This is a genomic window from Streptomyces brevispora (assembly GCF_007829885.1).
GTDB lineage: Bacteria > Actinomycetota > Actinomycetes > Streptomycetales > Streptomycetaceae > Streptomyces > Streptomyces brevispora.
This window is the reverse complement of sequence record NZ_VIWW01000001.1, coordinates 543,351-559,224: the sequence shown is the minus strand read 5'-3', so window position 1 is coordinate 559,224 and position 15,874 is coordinate 543,351. Positions and strand designations below refer to the sequence as shown.

Annotated in this window: 15 protein-coding genes; 11 read left to right on the top strand and 4 right to left on the bottom strand. The window is 71.9% G+C overall.

What is annotated here, in order from left to right; all coding sequences use genetic code 11:
- Window positions 1-51 precede the first annotated feature (51 nt).
- From FHX80_RS02625 to FHX80_RS02595, 7 genes are all read left to right on the top strand, one after another.
- Window positions 52-834, top strand: coding sequence for a cupredoxin domain-containing protein (locus FHX80_RS02625; protein ID WP_244318118.1), 783 nt, complete (start codon window positions 52-54; stop codon window positions 832-834).
- Window positions 835-869: 35 nt separating this feature from the next.
- Window positions 870-2,153, top strand: coding sequence for a hypothetical protein (locus FHX80_RS02620; RefSeq protein ID WP_145762620.1), 1,284 nt, complete (start codon window positions 870-872; stop codon window positions 2,151-2,153).
- 45 nt (window positions 2,154-2,198) lie between these two features.
- Complete coding sequence (locus FHX80_RS02615; protein ID WP_145762619.1) at window positions 2,199-2,819, top strand: TetR/AcrR family transcriptional regulator; 621 nt, start codon at window positions 2,199-2,201, stop codon at window positions 2,817-2,819.
- A 176-nt stretch (window positions 2,820-2,995) separates the two neighbouring features.
- Window positions 2,996-5,248 (top strand): molybdopterin-dependent oxidoreductase, encoded by a 2,253-nt coding sequence (locus FHX80_RS02610; protein WP_145762618.1) that lies wholly within the window; start codon window positions 2,996-2,998, stop codon window positions 5,246-5,248.
- 255 nt (window positions 5,249-5,503) lie between these two features.
- On the top strand, window positions 5,504-6,862 hold the full coding sequence (locus FHX80_RS02605) for an ABC transporter ATP-binding protein (protein ID WP_145762617.1): 1,359 nt from the start codon (window positions 5,504-5,506) through the stop codon (window positions 6,860-6,862).
- 140 nt (window positions 6,863-7,002) lie between these two features.
- Entirely contained in the window at window positions 7,003-8,397 is a 1,395-nt protein-coding gene (locus tag FHX80_RS02600) for an aldehyde dehydrogenase family protein (protein ID WP_145762616.1), read from the top strand.
- Window positions 8,398-8,445: 48 nt separating this feature from the next.
- Window positions 8,446-9,525, top strand: a complete 1,080-nt coding sequence (locus FHX80_RS02595; protein WP_145762615.1) for a Zn-dependent alcohol dehydrogenase — start codon at window positions 8,446-8,448, stop codon at window positions 9,523-9,525.
- Here the strand turns inward: FHX80_RS02595 and ppk2 are convergent.
- The 3 genes from ppk2 to FHX80_RS02580 form a co-directional block, all read right to left on the bottom strand.
- Window positions 9,522-10,520 (bottom strand): polyphosphate kinase 2, encoded by a 999-nt coding sequence (gene ppk2, locus FHX80_RS02590; protein WP_145762614.1) that lies wholly within the window; start codon window positions 10,518-10,520, stop codon window positions 9,522-9,524. The two genes, FHX80_RS02595 and ppk2, sit on opposite strands and share 4 nt — an antisense overlap.
- Window positions 10,486-11,457 carry a DMT family transporter gene (locus FHX80_RS02585; protein WP_145762613.1) on the bottom strand — a complete coding sequence of 324 codons (972 nt, stop codon included), beginning with the start codon at window positions 11,455-11,457 and terminating at the stop codon, window positions 10,486-10,488. The genes ppk2 and FHX80_RS02585 overlap by 35 nt, the downstream gene beginning before the upstream one ends.
- Window positions 11,458-11,580: 123 nt before the next feature.
- On the bottom strand, window positions 11,581-12,255 hold the full coding sequence (locus FHX80_RS02580) for a TetR/AcrR family transcriptional regulator (RefSeq protein ID WP_145762612.1): 675 nt from the start codon (window positions 12,253-12,255) through the stop codon (window positions 11,581-11,583).
- 62 nt (window positions 12,256-12,317) lie between these two features.
- Here FHX80_RS02580 and FHX80_RS02575 point away from each other — a divergent pair, with 62 nt between their 5' ends.
- The 3 genes from FHX80_RS02575 to FHX80_RS02565 all read left to right on the top strand — a co-directional run bounded on the left by FHX80_RS02575 (window position 12,318) and on the right by FHX80_RS02565 (window position 14,594).
- Window positions 12,318-13,469 carry an acyl-CoA dehydrogenase family protein gene (locus FHX80_RS02575; RefSeq protein ID WP_145762611.1) on the top strand — a complete coding sequence of 384 codons (1,152 nt, stop codon included), beginning with the start codon at window positions 12,318-12,320 and terminating at the stop codon, window positions 13,467-13,469.
- A gap of 91 nt (window positions 13,470-13,560) precedes the next feature.
- A complete protein-coding gene (locus tag FHX80_RS02570) occupies window positions 13,561-13,851 on the top strand; it encodes a YiaA/YiaB family inner membrane protein (protein WP_208764566.1) in 291 nt (96 codons plus the stop codon).
- 119 nt (window positions 13,852-13,970) lie between these two features.
- Window positions 13,971-14,594, top strand: coding sequence for a TetR/AcrR family transcriptional regulator (locus tag FHX80_RS02565; protein WP_145762609.1), 624 nt, complete (start codon window positions 13,971-13,973; stop codon window positions 14,592-14,594).
- A gap of 132 nt (window positions 14,595-14,726) precedes the next feature.
- Here FHX80_RS02565 and FHX80_RS02560 read toward each other — a convergent pair whose 3' ends face one another.
- Complete coding sequence (locus FHX80_RS02560; RefSeq protein ID WP_145762608.1) at window positions 14,727-15,188, bottom strand: MaoC family dehydratase; 462 nt, start codon at window positions 15,186-15,188, stop codon at window positions 14,727-14,729.
- Between the two features lie 134 nt (window positions 15,189-15,322).
- Between FHX80_RS02560 and soxR the strand changes: the two genes are divergently transcribed.
- A complete protein-coding gene (soxR, locus tag FHX80_RS02555) occupies window positions 15,323-15,865 on the top strand; it encodes a redox-sensitive transcriptional activator SoxR (protein ID WP_244318117.1) in 543 nt (180 codons plus the stop codon).
- Window positions 15,866-15,874 lie beyond the last annotated feature (9 nt).

The window sequence follows — 15,874 nt, the reverse complement described above, 5'->3', positions numbered from 1 at the left end:
CGGGCACCGGCCGCCCCGCGGCTGAGGGCAGGCCGCAGGGCTGCCCTCTCCGTGCTCACCGCGGTCGCCCTCGCACTCGGCGTGGGCGCCTGCGGTGGCCGGGCCACCACGCACCACAAGCCGGGCACCAGCCACGAGCAGGCCACCGGCAGCGTCGGCCGGCTCCTGACCTCGGGCGACGGTTCCGGTCACCGGCTGCGCCAGATCGATGCCGAGGGCGCCCCCGAGGTGAGCGTCACCGTGCGGCCGGACTCGGAGGACGGCTGGAACGTCCACCTCTCGGTACGGAACTTCCGGTTCACCCCGGACAGCGTGGGCGGCGGCGCACTCCTGGGGCGGGGCCACGCCGGGCTCTTCCTCGACGGCCATCCGCTCGCCCGGGTGTACGGAGCCTGGTTCCACCTGCCGGAGTCGCTGATCCGCAGCGCCGGTGGCGGCACCGGACTCACCGCCCGCCTCTACGCCGACGACCACACCGCCTGGGCCGTCGGCTCCACCCCGGTCCAGGCCACCGCCACCCTCACCACCACTGCGACGAGCGCCCCCGCATCCACCCCCGCCGAGCCCGACCCCGACACCACGCTGGAGATCTCCGTCCACGACGGAAAGGTCAGCCCGGCGCCGGGGCGCGCCGAGATCAAGAAGGGCCGGACCGTGCGGCTCAGGATCCGCAGCGACCGCGACGACACCCTTCACGTCCACGGCTACGACAAGGAGGCGTGGCTGCCCGCGGGCAAGACCGTCACCCTCACGTTCACCGCCGACCGCACCGGGCTCTTCGAGGTCGAGACGCATGAGTCCGATCTGCTCCTGACCCAACTTGTCGTACGGTGACGGCTGGTCCGGGCAGCGGTGCCGGTGCCGGTGCCGTGAGCGTTCTCGCTCACGGCACCGGCGCCCAGCACGATCTGCCCCTCTCGCCCTTCTACGCCTTCGCAGGCGCCTTCGCCGCGCTCTTCGTCTCCTTTCTCGCCCTCGGCCTGCTCTGGTCCACCTCCCGGTTCCGCGGCGATCTGGCGGGCCGCCCGCTGCCGGACGCCGTCCAGCGCGCGGCCGACGCCCGCCCCACCCGTATCGCGGCCCGCGCGCTCGGCCTGGCCGCCGCGATCCTCGTCGTGCTGTACCTCCTCCTCGGCCCGGCCGACCCGGACCGCAATCCGGCTCCCGGCGCCGTCTACGTACTCCTCTGGGTCGGGCTCGTCCCGGCCTCACTGCCGCTCGGCCCCGTCTGGCGGCTGCTCAACCCCCTGCGCACCCTGCACCTCCTGGCCTGCCGCGCCCTGGGGCGCGACCCCGACACCGGCCGCCCCCTCCCCGTACGCCTCGGGATGTGGCCCGCGGCGGCCGGGCTCCTCGCCTTCACCTGGCTCGAACTCGTCGCCCCCGACCCCGCGTCACCCACCGCCCTGCTGCTCTTCCTCGCCCTGTACTCCGCCGCCCATCTCACGGGCGCCGCCCGCCACGGCGCCCACTGGTTCGACCACGCCGACGCCTTCGAGGTCTATTCGGGGCTCCTGGCCAGGCTCTCCCCGCTCGGCCGCCGGGCGGCCGACCGCCGCCTCGTCCTGCGCTCCCCGTTCAACGGACTCGACGCCACACCACAGCTCCCCGGACTCGTCGCCACCATCTGCGTCATGCTCGGCTCCACCGCCTACGACGGCTTCTCCGACGCACCCTCATGGATCACCACCGTCCAGACCTCCCCCCTAGGCCGTACCGCCGTCGCCACCCTCGGACTTCTCGGTGCCGTCGCCCTCGTCGCCACCCTCTACGCGCTCTGCGCCGGCGCCACCCGGCTGCTCTCCGGTCAACTGCCGAACCCCCTCGCCGCCTTCGCGCACTCACTCGTCCCCATCGCGCTCGGCTATCTCGTCGCCCACTACTTCACGCTCTTCGTCACCGAAGGGCCACGTACAGTCATGGTGGCACTCGGCACCGACAATCCGGCCCCGCCCGATCCACTCCTGGGGCCGGGCGGTGTCGCCACCCTCCAGGTCCTCGCGATCGTCCTCGGTCACGTCCTCGGCGTCGTCGCCGCCCACGACCGCTCCGTGCGGCTCTTCCCGCCCGGACGGGCGACAGCGGGCCAACTCCCGCTGCTGGTCCTGATGATCGCGTACACCATCGGCGGGCTGAGCCTGCTCATCGCCTGAGACCCGCAGGAGCCCTTACGCCCGGCGAAGGAGGCCCACGGCATCATGGAGCCCGTGCCCCATGCGAACACGAATCTCCGCCGCGCCCCCGTGCAGCAGCGCAGCGCCGAGCGCCTCGCCCGGATACTCGACGCCTGCGCCGAACTCCTCGACGAGACCGGCTACGAACAGCTCTCGACCCGGGCCGTGGCCGTACGCGCCGAGGTCCCCATCGGCTCCGTCTACCGGTTCTTCTCCAACAAACGCGCCATGGCCGACGCCCTCGCCCGCCGCAACCTGGACAGTTACGCCGAGCGCATCACGGTCCGGCTGGCACCCATCCCGGTCACCGACTGGCGCAACGCCATCGATGCCGTGCTCGACGAGTACCTGGCGATGAAACGCTCCGTACCCGGCTTCGCGCTCGTCGACTTCGGCGCACCGGCGCCCGACGAGGACCCGGCCGACGACGCCAACGACCGGGTCGCGAGCCGGCTCACCGACCTCCTCTGCGGCCATCTGGGCCGCGCCTCCGACGAGGATCTGCTGCGCACCGTCCTGGTCTGCGTGGAGGCCACCGACGCCCTGCTCAAACTCGCCTTCCGCACCGACCCGTCCGGCGACCGGGCGATCGTCGCCGAGACCCGGCTGCTGATCCAGGCGTATCTCGCGCGCGTACTGGACTGAGACCGCCCGGAGCAGGGGGCCCGGTCCGGCCCCCTGCCGGAGGGTCGGACGAACCTGCCGGAGGGCCGGGCAACCTTCCTGCCGCGACACCTCCCCACCATGCGTACCGGTCGGTATGCTCAGCGGTGCTTGCCCACGTACGCGCGTCAACGCTGTCGCCGCCCCGGGGAGGGCCCATGTCGCACGACCCCAGCAGCACCCGCACCGCCATGCGCATCTGCCCCCTGTGCGAAGCCACCTGCGGACTCACCCTCACCATCGAGGGGACCAGGGTCACCGGCGCCCGCGGCGACCGCGACGACGTGTTCAGCCAGGGCTTCATCTGTCCCAAGGGCGCGTCCATCGGCGGGCTCGACGAGGACCCCGACCGGCTGCGCACCCCGCTCGTCCGCAAGGGCGGTGTCCTGACGGAGACGAGCTGGAACGACGCGTTCGACGCGATCGCCCGCGCCCTGCCGGCCGTCGCCGAGGAGCACGGCGCGCAGGCCGTCGGCGTCGTCCTCGGCAATCCCAATGTGCACACCATGGCCGGGGCCCTCTATCCGTCCGCCCTGCTCGCCGCCCTGCGGACCCGGTCCCTGTTCACCGCGAGCACTCTGGACCAGATGCCCAAGCACGTCTCCAGCGGGCTGCTCTTCGGCGACCCGAACGCCATCCCGGTCCCCGACCTCGACCGCACCGGCCACCTGCTGCTGCTCGGCGCCAACCCGTTCGAATCCAACGGCAGCCTCTGCACCGCCCCCGACTTCCCCGGAAAGCTCAAGGCGCTGCGCCGCCGCGGCGGCACCCTCACCGTCATCGACCCGCGCCGCACCCGCACCGCGCGTCTCGCCGACCGGCATGTCGCCATCCGCCCCGGCACCGACGCCCTCCTGCTCGCCGCCGTCACCCACGTACTGTTCGAGGAGAAGCTGACCGACCCCGGTGTGCTCGCGGAGCACGTCCAGGGCATCCAGGAAGTCGCCCGAGCGGTAAAGGACTTCTCACCGGAAGCGGTCGCCGGGGCCTGCGACGTGGACGCCGGCACCATCCGGGCGATCGCCCGGGACCTCGCCGCCGCCCCCACCGCCGCCGTCTACGGCCGTATCGGCAGCTGCACCGTCGAACACGGCACCCTTGCCAGCTGGCTCGTCGACGTCCTCAACATCCTCACCGGCAACCTCGACCGCCCCGGCGGCGCCCTCTTCCCGCTCTCCGCCACCGCCCGCGCCCCACGCCCCGCCGCCCCCGGCAAGGGCTTCGCCCTCGGGCGCTGGGCGAGCCGGGTGTCCGGGCACCCCGAGGCCAAGGGCGAACTGCCCATCTCCGCCCTGGCCGAGGAGATCTCGACGCCGGGGGAGGGGCGCATCCGCGCACTGATCGTCCTGGCCGCCAACCCCGTGCTCTCGGCGCCCGACGGCGACCGGCTCGACCGGGCACTGGCCGACGGGCTCGACTTCATGGTGAGCGTCGACCCGTACCTCAACGAGACCTCGCGCCACGCCGATGTGGTGCTTCCCCCGCCGCCGCCCTCGCAGAGCGCCCACTTCGACTTCGCTTTCAACACCCTCGCCGTGCGCAACCAGGTCCGCTACACCCGGCCCGCCGTGCCCCTGGACGCGGACCGGATGGACGAGAGCGAGATCCTCGCCCGGCTCGTCCTGGCCGTCTCCGGGATGCACGGCGCGGAGCCGGACGCGGTGGACGCCCTGATCATCGACCGGACCCTCGGCAAGGCCGTCGCCGACCCCCACGCGCCCGTGCACGGCCGGACCCCCACCGAACTCGCCGCCGCACTCACCGGCCGCACCGGACCGGAACGCCGCCTCGACCTGATGCTGCGCCTCGGCCCGTACGGCGACGGCTTCGGCGCCGACCCCGACGGCCTCACCCTGCAACGGCTGCTCGCCCACCCGCACGGCATCGACCTCGGCCCCCTCACCTCCCGGGTTCCGCAGGTCCTCACCACCCGCAGCGGACGCATCGAACTGCTCCCCGCGCCCATCGCCGCCGATCTGCCCAGACTGCGCGGGGCCCTCGCGGCCCGTACCGACCCCGAAGCGCTCGTCCTCATCGGCCGCCGCCATCTGCGGTCCAACAACAGCTGGATGCACAACGTCGCCGCGCTCACCGGCGGCTCCAACGTCTGCACCCTCCAGATGCACCCCCAGGACGCGGCACGCCTCCAACTGGCCGACGGTGCCGCCGCCACGGTCACGGCGGACGGCGGTGAGCTGACGGCCCCGGTCGAGATCACCGACTGTGTGCGGACCGGCGTGGTGAGCCTCCCGCACGGCTGGGGACACAGCCGCCCCGGCACCCGGATGTCCGTCGCCGCCGCACAGCCCGGCGTCAACGTCAATCAGCTGCTCGACGGCACCCGGCTCGACCCGCTCTCCGGCACCGCCGTGCTCAACGGCATACCCGTCACCGTCGCACCTGCCCACTGACCTGAGTCCCTGCTCGTCCCCGTCCCCGTCCCCGTTCCGATGGTCCCGGCGCTCGGCGCCGGACCGCTCACCGTGCTCCGGCCGGCCGTCGGCACGGCCCCGTTCGAACCGGAACCCCACCTGACACTTCCGGCTCGGCAACCTCAGTACCGCGCAACCTTTGCGCGAGTCATTCCCTCACCCCGCACAGTGGGTTAATTTCAGGCCACTGCCGCTCCCCACCGCTCCACCTTCATCACTTCCGGGCGGAACCACATGACTCGCGCCATCATTCTGAACAACGTCAGCAAGGCGTACGGTCGGTCCTCGCGTGCCGTCGACCGTTTCTCGCTCTCCATCGACCCGGGCGAGTTCGTCGTCCTGCTGGGCCCCTCGGGATGCGGAAAATCGACCGTGCTCCGCATGATCGCCGGCCTTGAGGACGTCACCGAGGGCGAGATACTGCTCGACGGTGAACCGGCCAACCACCTCACGCCCCGCGAACGCTCGATGGCCATGGTCTTCCAGAACTTCGCGCTCTACCCGACCATGACCAACCGGGCCAACATCGGATTCCCGCTGAAGCTGGAGAACCCCCGCCAGGACCACAGCGCGCGCATCGAGAACACGGCCAGGATGCTCGGGATCGAGAGCGTCCTGGACCGGCTCCCCGGCCAGCTCTCCGGCGGCGAGCGCCAGCGGGTCGCCATGGGCCGGGCCATCTCGCGCCAGCCCTCCGCCTTCCTGATGGACGAGCCGCTCTCCAACCTCGACGCGAAGCTCCGCAACCATCTGCGCGCCGAGATATCCCAGCTCACCAAGGAACTCGGCGTCACCACGGTCTACGTCACCCACGACCAGGCCGAGGCGATGTCGCTGGGCCACCGGGTCGCCGTGATGCGCGGGGGAGTCCTCCAACAGGTCAGCCCGCCGCGCGAGGTGTACGCCCTGCCGGAGAACGTGTTCGTCGCCGCGTTCATCGGCACCCCGCGGATCAACCTGCTGCAGGCCGTCGTCCACGCGCCCCTGGAGGGGCGGATGTCGATCGACCTCGGCCGCCAGCGCCTGCCGCTGCCCGAACCGCTCAGCCCCGACCACCAGTTGCTGCGCATCCAGCAGGGCCGCCGGATCATCGTCGGACTGCGCTCCGAAGCGGTCCGGATCGCCCCGCCCAGCCAGGCCCGTCCCGGGGAGGTCGCGCTCAGCGGCATCGTCGAGCATGTCGAGTACCAGGGCCACGAGGCACTGGTCCACCTCAACACCGGCTCCCGGCCCGCCGTGGTGCCGGACCTGGAATCGGCCCGACCGGATCGCGGTGCCCCACGAAGACGCCATACGACCGCGGGCGGAGTCGGTGTGCTGGAACGGCTCAAGGGACGCGCCGCCGGGTACCTCAGCGGTCCCGTCGCCGTCCTGGACGAACCGTCGTCCGAGGCCGCCACTTCGGGGGCGCGCAGCCCCGACCGCCCCGCGGTCACGGCCAGCGACCTCGTCGTGCGCACCGGCCCCGACATGCGGCTGCGCACCGGAGGCCAGGTCCCGCTCCTGGTGGACCTGGCGCACCTGTACGTCTTCGACCACCACGGGCGCCGGATCTGCCCGCTGCCGAAGGACGTCCCGGGGCTGGACATGTAACCCGCGGCCGGACGGGCGCGGTGGCCTCGCACGTGAAACCCCGGACCGGGCGTGACCGGCGTCTCTGGCGCCCGAAAACTAACGGCGCTAGTTTGGGGCGTGGACGACCTCGTCCGTCACCGTGCCCGGAAGGAACAGCCATGAAGGCCCATGACGGTATGTACATCGGCGGCGCATGGCGGCCCGCCGCGGGAGCGGACACGATCGCGGTGGTGAATCCGGCGGACGAGCAGGTCATCGCCCATGTCCCGGCCGGAACGGCGGCCGACGTCGACGCCGCGGTACGGGCCGCGCGCGCCGCCTTCCCCGGCTGGGCCGCGACCCCGCCCGCCGAACGCGCCGCCCGGATCGGCGCGTTGCGCGACGTGCTGGCCGCCCGCAGGGACGAGATCGCCGAAACGGTCACCGCCGAACTGGGCTCACCGCTGCCGATGTCGCAGGCGGTGCACGCCGGCGTACCGGTTCTGGTCGCCGGCTCGTACGCCGAACTGGCCGCGACGTACGCCTTCGAGGAGCGGCACGGCAACTCCACCGTGCTGCTGGAGCCCGTCGGCGTGGTCGGCGCGATCACCCCGTGGAACTACCCGCTGCACCAGATCGTCGCCAAGGTCGCCCCCGCGCTCGCCGCTGGTTGCACCGTCGTCCTCAAGCCCGCCGAGGACACCCCGCTCACCGCACAGCTCTTCGCCGAGGCCACCGCGGAGGCCGGACTGCCCGCCGGTGTCTTCAACCTGGTCACCGGCCTCGGCCCGGTCGCCGGACAGGCCCTCGCCGCGCACGAGGACGTGGACCTGGTCTCCTTCACCGGCTCCACCGCCGTGGGGAAGCGGATCGGCGCCACCGCGGGAGGCGCGGTCAAGCGCGTCGCCCTGGAGCTCGGCGGGAAGTCCGCCAACGTCATCCTGCCCGGCGCCGATCTCGCCAGGGCGGTCAACGTCGGCGTCGCCAACGTGATGTCCAACTCCGGCCAGACGTGCAGCGCCTGGACCCGGATGCTGGTGGACGCCGACCGGTACGAGGAGGCCGTCGCCCTCGCCACCGCGGCCGTCGCCAAGTACGTGCCCGGCGAGCGCGTCGGCCCGCTCGTCAACGCCAAGCAGCAGGCCCGGGTGCGCGGTTACATCGAGAAGGGCATCGAGGAGGGCGCCCGCGTCGTCGCGGGCGGCCCCGGGGCGCCGCTCGGCACGGGCTACTACGTCAGCCCCACGGTCTTCGCCGACGTCACCCCGGAGATGACCATCGCCCAGGAGGAGATCTTCGGCCCGGTCATCTCGATCCTGAAGTACGAGGACGAGGACGACGCGCTGCGGATCGCCAACGGCACGGTGTACGGGCTGGCGGGAGCCGTCTGGGACGCCGACGACGCGGAGGCCGTCGCCTTCGCCCGCCGGATGGACACCGGACAGGTGGACATCAACGGCGGCCGGTTCAACCCGCTCGCCCCCTTCGGCGGCTACAAGCAGTCCGGCGTCGGCCGCGAGCTGGGTTCGCACGGTCTCGCGGAGTACCTGCAGACCAAGTCCCTCCAGTTCTGAACCCGTTCCCCGTTCCCCGTACGTGCCCCCTCAGCAAGGAGTCGGTCCGTGGTCCGCGCCGCCGTACTGTCCGCCGTCGGAGCTCCCCTGGAGATCACCGACATCACCCTCCCGGAACCCGGCCCCGGCCAGGTGCGCGTCCGTCTCGCTGCCGCCGGGGTCTGCCACTCCGACCTCTCGCTGTCCAACGGCACGATGCGGGTCCCGGTGCCCGCAGTCCTCGGCCATGAGGGCGCGGGCACCGTCGTCTCCGTGGGCGACGGCGTCAGCCATGTCGCACCCGGCGACGGCGTGGTGCTCAACTGGGCACCTTCCTGCGGCAGTTGTCACCACTGCGGGATCGGTGAGGTCTGGCTCTGCGCCAACGCCCTGGCCGGGGCGGCGAACATCCACGCCCACACCGCCGACGGCACCGAACTGCACCCCGGGCTGAACGTCGCCGCCTTCGCCCAGGAGACCGTCGTCGCCGGGAACTGCGTGCTGCCCGCCCCGGACAGCATCCCGCTCACCGACGCCGCCCTGCTCGGCTGCGCCGTACTGACCGGGTACGGCGCGGTCCACCACAGCGCGCAGGTCCGCGCGGGCGAGTCCGTCGTGGTGTTCGGCATCGGCGGCGTGGGCCTCGCGGTCCTTCAGTCCGCCCGGATCGCGGGCGCGACGCGGATCATCGCCGTGGACGTCTCCCCGGAGAAGGAGGAGCTGGCCCGGCAGGCGGGCGCGACCGACTACGTCATCGCCTCCGCCACCACACCCCGCGAGATCCGCGCGCTCACCGGCGGCCACGGCGCGGACGTCGCGGTCGAGTGCGTCGGCCGCTCCACCACCATCCGCGCCGCCTGGGAGTCCACCCGCCGGGGCGGCCGCACCACGGTCGTCGGCATCGGCGGCAAGGACCAGCAGGTGACCTTCAACGCCCTGGAGATCTTCCACTGGGGCCGGTCCCTGACCGGCTGCGTGTACGGGAACAGCGACCCGGCCCGCGATCTGCCCGTGCTCGCCGACCACATCGGGGCGGGCCGCTTCGACCTCTCCATGATGGTCACCGAACGCATCGCGCTGGACGGCATCCCGGCCGCCTTCGACCACATGATCGCCGGCAAGGGCGGACGGTCACTGGTCGTCTTCTAAGCACCGTCCTCCGAGCGGCCCGTAGTGAGCAGCCGGGCCTCCATCTCGCCCTGCTCGAACAGCCGGGAGGCCGGGCCCACGATCAGCGGGTCCGGCTCCCGGGCCACCAACGTGTTCTTGTCCGGGTAGTCGAAGCGGTGCAGCACGTGCCGGATCGCCTCCAGCCGGGCCCGCTTCTTGTCGTTGCTCTTCACCACGGTCCAGGGCGCGTCCGGCGTGTCCGTGTGGAAGAGCATCAGCTCCTTCGCCTCGGTGTACGCGTCCCACTGGTCGAGCGAGGCGAGGTCGACCGGGCTCAGCTTCCACTTCCGCACCGGATCGGTCTGCCGGGTCATGAACCGGTTGCGCTGCTCGTTGCGCGAGACGGAGAACCAGAACTTCACCAGATGGATGCCGTCCCGCGCGAGCATCCGCTCGAACCCCGGCGCCTGGTGCATGAATTCGAGGTACTCGGGGGTCGAGCAGAACCCCATCACCCGCTCCACACCCGCCCGGTTGTACCAGGACCGGTCGAAGAGCACGATCTCCCCGGCGGCCGGCAGATGGGCCGCGTACCGCTGGAAGTACCACTGGGAGCGCTCGCGTTCGGTGGGCTTCTCCAGCGCCACCACCCGTGCGCCACGCGGATTGAGGTGCTCGGTGAACCGCTTGATCGTGCCGCCCTTGCCCGCGGCGTCGCGCCCCTCGAAGAGGATGACGAGGCGCTCGTCGTGCTCCTTCACCCAGTGCTGGAGCTTGAGCAGCTCGATCTGGAGGGCGCGCTTGGACTTCTCGTACGCCTTGCGGCCGAGCTTTTCGGTGTAGGGATAGTCCTCCCGCCAGGCGTCACGGGCGCGGCCCTCCGGCGTCACCAGGACCGGATCGCCGTCGCCGGCGGCCACCGCCGGTTTCTCCTTCGCCTCCTTCGCCTCCTTCGCCTCCTTCGCCTCCTTCGCCTTCTTCGCCTTCTTCGCCTTCTCGCTACGACCGGTCCGCTGCTCGGCTCTCCGCGTCATGACGGGTTCCCTCCATCGGCCGGGCCGGATTCCTCCGCGTCGGACCAGTCTGCTGACGCATCCGGGACACCGCCACCCCGGCGAGGCAGAGCAGTCCGCCACCGATGGTGAGCGGTGCGGGCACCTCGTCCAGCAGCAGCCACGCCATCAGCACCACGAGCGCGGGCACCGCGTAGGTGGTGGCGCCCATCCGTCCGGCGGTGGTGCGGGCCAGGGCGTAGGCCCAGGTGGTGAAGGCCAGCGCGGTCGGGAAGAGGCCGAGATAGACCATGTTCAGCGTCGCGGACAGGGGTGCGCCGGCCGCGTCCGAGACCAGCGCACCGGAGAACGGCAGGCAGGCCACCGTGCCGACCAGGCAGCCGAACGTGGTGATCTGGAGCGCCGATCCGTGCGCCAGCGCGGGCTTCTGGCCGACCACCCCGGCCGCGTACGCCACCGCGGCCAGCAGACAGAGCAGCACGCCCAGGATCGAGGAACCCCCCTTCCCCGACATGGAGAGCCCCACGACCACGGCGCCCGCGAAGGACACGGCCATGCCCAGCACCAGCCGGCGCGGCAGTCCCTCGCCGAGCAGCCGGGCGCCGAGCAGCGCTATCAGGAGGGGCCCGATGTTCACGACCATGGCGGCGGTGCCGGCGTCCACCTGCTGCTCGCCCCAGTTCAGCACCACCATGTACAGCCCGAACCACAGCAGCCCGGACTTGATGATCCCGGGCCAGGCCGCCCGCCCCGGCAGCCCTTCGCGCCGGATGAGCAGCAGGGCGCCCAGCGCCAGTGAGCCGGTCAGCAGCCGCCCGAGGGCCAGTGCGCCGGGGGAGTAGGCCTCGCCCGCGCTGCGGATGGAGACGAACGCGGATGCCCACAGCACCACGGTGGTGCAGGCGGCGGCGCCGGCCCGCCAGTCGGAGCGTGGAGCCGGTGCGGGGGTAGTCATCATGGTGCTGACCGTACGGCCGCGACCGTTCGGCGCCTACCGAATAGCCGACGGCTCGGTGCCCGGCCGCGCGGCGAGGGCCCGGTTCACGTCCGGGGCGGGGCGTGCCCTGTGTTCCAGGACGCGTCAGGAGCGCTTCGGCGCAGGCCGGTCGGTCCCGGCGGCCCCGGGCGGCGTGTACTGCATGCCGAGGCCGTCGATCAGCGCCCGCAGCCCCGTCTCGAACGCCCCCTCGTCGACCTGCTGGCGGTGCTCTGCCAGCAGATGGGCCCGGCCGAGGTGCGGGTAGTCGGCGGGGTCGTACGCCGTCTCGTCGTCCACGAAGCCCCGGGCGAAGGAGCCGAGCGCCGATCCGGTGATGAAGTAGCGCATCAGCGCGCCGATGTACGTGGCCTGGGCCGGTGGCCAGCCCGCCCGGACCATGGCGCCGAAGACCGCGTCCGCGACCCGCAGGCCGGCCGGGCGGCGGCCGGGGCCCTGGGCGAGCACCGGGACGATGTGCGGGTGCTCGGTGAGCGCCGCACGATAGGAGACCGCCCAGTCGTGCAGGGCGGCCCGCCAGTCGCGGCTGTCGGACTCGTCGAACATCGACAGATCGACCTGCGCGGAGACGGCGTCGGCGACCGCGTCCAGGATCTCGTCCTTGTTGCGGAAGTGGTTGTAGAGCGACGGCCCGCTGACCCCGAGCTCCGCCGCCAGCCGGCGGGTGGAGACCGCGTCGAGCCCCTCGGCGTCCACGAGGGCACCCGCCGTCGCGACGATGCGGTCTCTGCTGAGGAGGGGCTTGCGCGGGCGGGCCATGCGGCACATAGTAGGGCCCAGCCATAAAACTAGCAGTGCTAATTAAGGTGGAGGGCCGAACGATGAACCTGGAGCTCAGTGAGGAGCAGAAGGCCGTCCGGCAGCTCGCCGAGGAGTTCGTCGCCCGTGACGTCGCCCCGCACGTCGTCGAGTGGGACCGGGCCGAGAACGTCGACAAGTCGATCGTGAAGAAGCTGGGCTCCCTCGGCTTCCTCGGGCTGACCGTCCCCGAGGAGTACGGCGGCTCGGGCGGCGACCACCTCACGTACTGCCTGGTGACCGAGGAGCTCGGCCGCGGCGACTCCTCGGTCCGGGGCATCGTCTCGGTCTCTCTGGGGCTGGTCGCCAAGACCGTCGCCGGCTGGGGCGACGAGGAGCAGAAGCGGCACTGGCTGCCGCGGCTGACCTCGGGCGACGCGGTGGGCTGCTTCGGCCTCACCGAACCGGGCACCGGGTCGGACGCCGGGAATCTGGCGACCAGGGCCGTGCGGGACGGCGGGGACTACGTCATCAACGGCTCCAAGACGTTCATCACCAACGGCACCTGGGCCGATGTGGTGCTGCTCTTCGCCCGCACCAATGACACCCCCGGTCACAAGGGCATATCCGCCTTCCTGGTCCCCGCCGACACCCCCGGCCTCACCCGTCGCACCATCCACGGCAAGCTCGGTTTGCGCGGCCAGGCGACCGCCGAGGTGGTGCTGGAGGACGTCCGCGTACCCGCCACCACCCTCATGGGCCCCGAGGGCAAGGGCTTCTCGATCGCCATGTCCGCCCTGGCCAAGGGGCGGATGTCGGTCGCGGCCGGCTGCGTCGGCATCGCCCGGGCCGCCCTGGACGCGGCCGTCGGATACGCGGGTGAACGCGAACAGTTCGGCAAGTCCATCGCGGGCCACCAGCTCGTCCAGGAGCTCATCAGCGACATCGCCGTGGACGTCGACGCCGCCCGGCTGCTCACCTGGCGGGTGGCCGACCTGATCGACCGCGGCGAGGACTTCGCCACCGCCGCCTCCAAGGCCAAGCTCTTCGCCTCCGAGGCCGCCGTCCGCTCCGCCAACAACGCCCTCCAGGTGTTCGGCGGCTACGGCTACATCGATGAGTACCCGGTCGGGAAGCTGCTCCGCGACGCCCGGGTGATGACGCTGTACGAGGGCACCAGTCAGATCCAGAAGCTGATCATCGGCCGCGCGCTGACGGGCGTCTCCGCCTTCTGAGGCCCCACCGGCGCCTCGAACGGGCATCTGAGTACCGGGCTGAGTACCCGGACGGATGTGGCGCGCGCCACGCTGCCCGATGCTGAGCGGCATGAGTGACACGACATCGGTCAAGCAGCAGAGCAGCGCCGCCTTCTACGGTCAGGCCGTCGCGTCCTTCGGGGTGGCGATGGGTGCGGTGGCTCTCGGAATCTACTTCCTCGACGCGGATGCCTGGGTGCGGGGGTTCCTCGCCATCGGCGTCCTCTACCTGGTCACGTCCTGCTTCACCCTGGCCAAAGTCATCAGGGACCGGCAGGAGGCGGGCCAGCTGGTCAGCCGGGTGGACCAGGCCAGGCTGGAGAAGATCCTCGCCGAGCACGACCCCTTCCAGAAGCTCTGAGGATCTCTCCCGCCGGACCCCTCCCGGCAGCTCCGGCGATCTCACCCACCGGACCACTAAGCGCTTGCTCAGGATCGGGGTATGGTGTTCGTCCTGCTGACTGAGAGGGGCCACGGACGATGAGCACGGCGGAGGAGACCGACGGCGACGACACGCCGTGGGCCGAAGTGACGCCCGAGGCTGCCCGGCGGCTTCTCGTCGCCGCCGTCGACGCCTTCGCCGAGCGCGGGTACCACGCGACCACCACCCGGGACATCGCCGGCCGCGCCGGGATGAGCCCCGCCGCGCTCTACATCCACTACAAGACGAAGGAAGAGCTGCTCCACCGGATCAGCAGGATCGGTCACGACCGCGCCCTGTCCGTACTGGAGGCGGCTGCCGACAGCGAGGGGACGGCCGCCGATCGGCTCGCCGACGCCGTACGGTCCTTCGTCCGCTGGCACGCCGAGCGGCACACCACCGCACGCGTGGTCCAGTACGAGCTCGATGCCCTCGGCGAGGAGCACCGCACCGAGATCATCGAACTCCGCCGCCGGAGTGACGCGGTGGTGCGCCGGATCATCGGTGAGGGCGTCGAGGCCGGGGAGTTCGACGTCCCGGACGTGCCGGGCACCACGCTCGCCGTGCTCTCGCTCTGCATCGACGTGGCGCGGTGGTTCAACGCCCAGGGCAGCCGGACGCCGGACGAGGTCGGCGAGCTGTACGCCGACCTCGTGCTGCGCATGGTCGCGGCCCAGCGCTGACGCCGCCGCCCCGGCGCTGCTCGATTCCCGGTGGCCTGGGCGCCCGGGCCGGCGGCCGGCCGCGCGGCCGGACCGGGACAGGTGCCGCGACCGGGCCGGCGGGAGGCCTGGTGATCCGGTCTCCGGCAGGCCTCAGAAGTAGTACCGCGACACCGACTCGGCCACGCAGGCCGGCTTGTCGCCGCCCTTGCGCTCCACCGTGACGACCGCGGTGACCTGCACGCCGCCGCCCGCCTCCTCGACGCTCTTCAGGACGGCCGTGGCCCGCAGCCGCGACCCCACGGGCACCGTGGAGGGGAAGCGCACCTTGTTGGTCCCGTAGTTGATGCCCATCTTCATGCCCTCGACCCGCATGACCTGCGGCACGAGCGCCGGCAGCAGCGAGAGCGTGAGGTAGCCGTGCGCGATCGTCGTGCCGAACGGGCCGGCCGCGGCGCGCTCCGGGTCCACATGGATCCACTGGTGGTCACCGGTGGCATCGGCGAAGAGGTCGATCCTCTTCTGCTCGATCTCCAGCCAGTCGCTGTGTCCCAGCTGCTCGCCCACTCCGTCACGCAGCTCCTGCGCAGACGTGAAGATCCTCGGCTCTGTCATGTCCCTGGTCCCTGCCTTCCCGCTCTCTCGGCCACCCGTGGCAGCGCCTGTCTAAGCGCTTGCTCAGCATGGTTCGCGGGCGCGTTCCTGTCAACGACGGACCGGCCGGGACCGGGCCGCGTAGGGTTCGAGGGGTGCCTCAGATCCCACAGACGCTCCATGAACTCACCGTCGGTCAGCTCTCCGCCCGCAGCGGCGCCGCAGTCTCGGCCCTGCACTTCTACGAGGCCAAGGGCCTGATCGGCAGCCGCCGCACCAGTGGCAACCAGCGCCGCTACAGCAGGGACGCGCTGCGCCGGGTCGCCTTCGTCCGCGCGGCGCAGCGGGTCGGGATCCCGCTCGCCACCATCCGGGACGCGCTGGCCCAACTCCCGGAGGAGCGCACCCCGAACCGCGACGACTGGGCGCGGCTCTCCGAGGCATGGCGCTCGGAGCTGGACGGGCGGATCGAGCAGTTGGCGCGGTTGCGCGACCATCTCACCGACTGCATCGGCTGCGGCTGCCTGTCGCTGGAGAACTGTGTGCTCTCCAACCCGAACGACATCACCGGTGAGCGGATCAGCGGCTCGCGTCTGATGCCGGGCAAGGTCGCGGAGCACCGGGGCACGGAGAGCAAGGCCGGGCATGCGGGGTCGCGGAGCGGTCCCCGGGAGGGCACCGAGGGGTCCGGCCGATGAAGGTGTGTT

What these genes read in the sequence shown, in the direction of transcription:
- FHX80_RS02575 (WP_145762611.1), top strand. Translation starts at nt 12,318, where the DNA reads ATGAACCTGGAGCTCAGTGAGGAGCAGAAGGCCGTCCGGCAGCTCGCC.
- FHX80_RS02610 (WP_145762618.1), top strand. Translation starts at nt 2,996, where the DNA reads ATGTCGCACGACCCCAGCAGCACCCGCACCGCCATGCGCATCTGCCCC.
- ppk2 (WP_145762614.1), bottom strand. Translation starts at nt 10,520, where the DNA reads ATGACGCGGAGAGCCGAGCAGCGGACCGGTCGTAGCGAGAAGGCGAAG.
- FHX80_RS02585 (WP_145762613.1), bottom strand. Translation starts at nt 11,457, where the DNA reads ATGATGACTACCCCCGCACCGGCTCCACGCTCCGACTGGCGGGCCGGC.
- FHX80_RS02560 (WP_145762608.1), bottom strand. Translation starts at nt 15,188, where the DNA reads ATGACAGAGCCGAGGATCTTCACGTCTGCGCAGGAGCTGCGTGACGGA.
- FHX80_RS02605 (WP_145762617.1), top strand. Translation starts at nt 5,504, where the DNA reads ATGACTCGCGCCATCATTCTGAACAACGTCAGCAAGGCGTACGGTCGG.
- FHX80_RS02580 (WP_145762612.1), bottom strand. Translation starts at nt 12,255, where the DNA reads ATGGCCCGCCCGCGCAAGCCCCTCCTCAGCAGAGACCGCATCGTCGCG.
- FHX80_RS02600 (WP_145762616.1), top strand. Translation starts at nt 7,003, where the DNA reads ATGAAGGCCCATGACGGTATGTACATCGGCGGCGCATGGCGGCCCGCC.
- FHX80_RS02570 (WP_208764566.1), top strand. Translation starts at nt 13,561, where the DNA reads ATGAGTGACACGACATCGGTCAAGCAGCAGAGCAGCGCCGCCTTCTAC.
- FHX80_RS02615 (WP_145762619.1), top strand. Translation starts at nt 2,199, where the DNA reads ATGGAGCCCGTGCCCCATGCGAACACGAATCTCCGCCGCGCCCCCGTG.
- FHX80_RS02565 (WP_145762609.1), top strand. Translation starts at nt 13,971, where the DNA reads ATGAGCACGGCGGAGGAGACCGACGGCGACGACACGCCGTGGGCCGAA.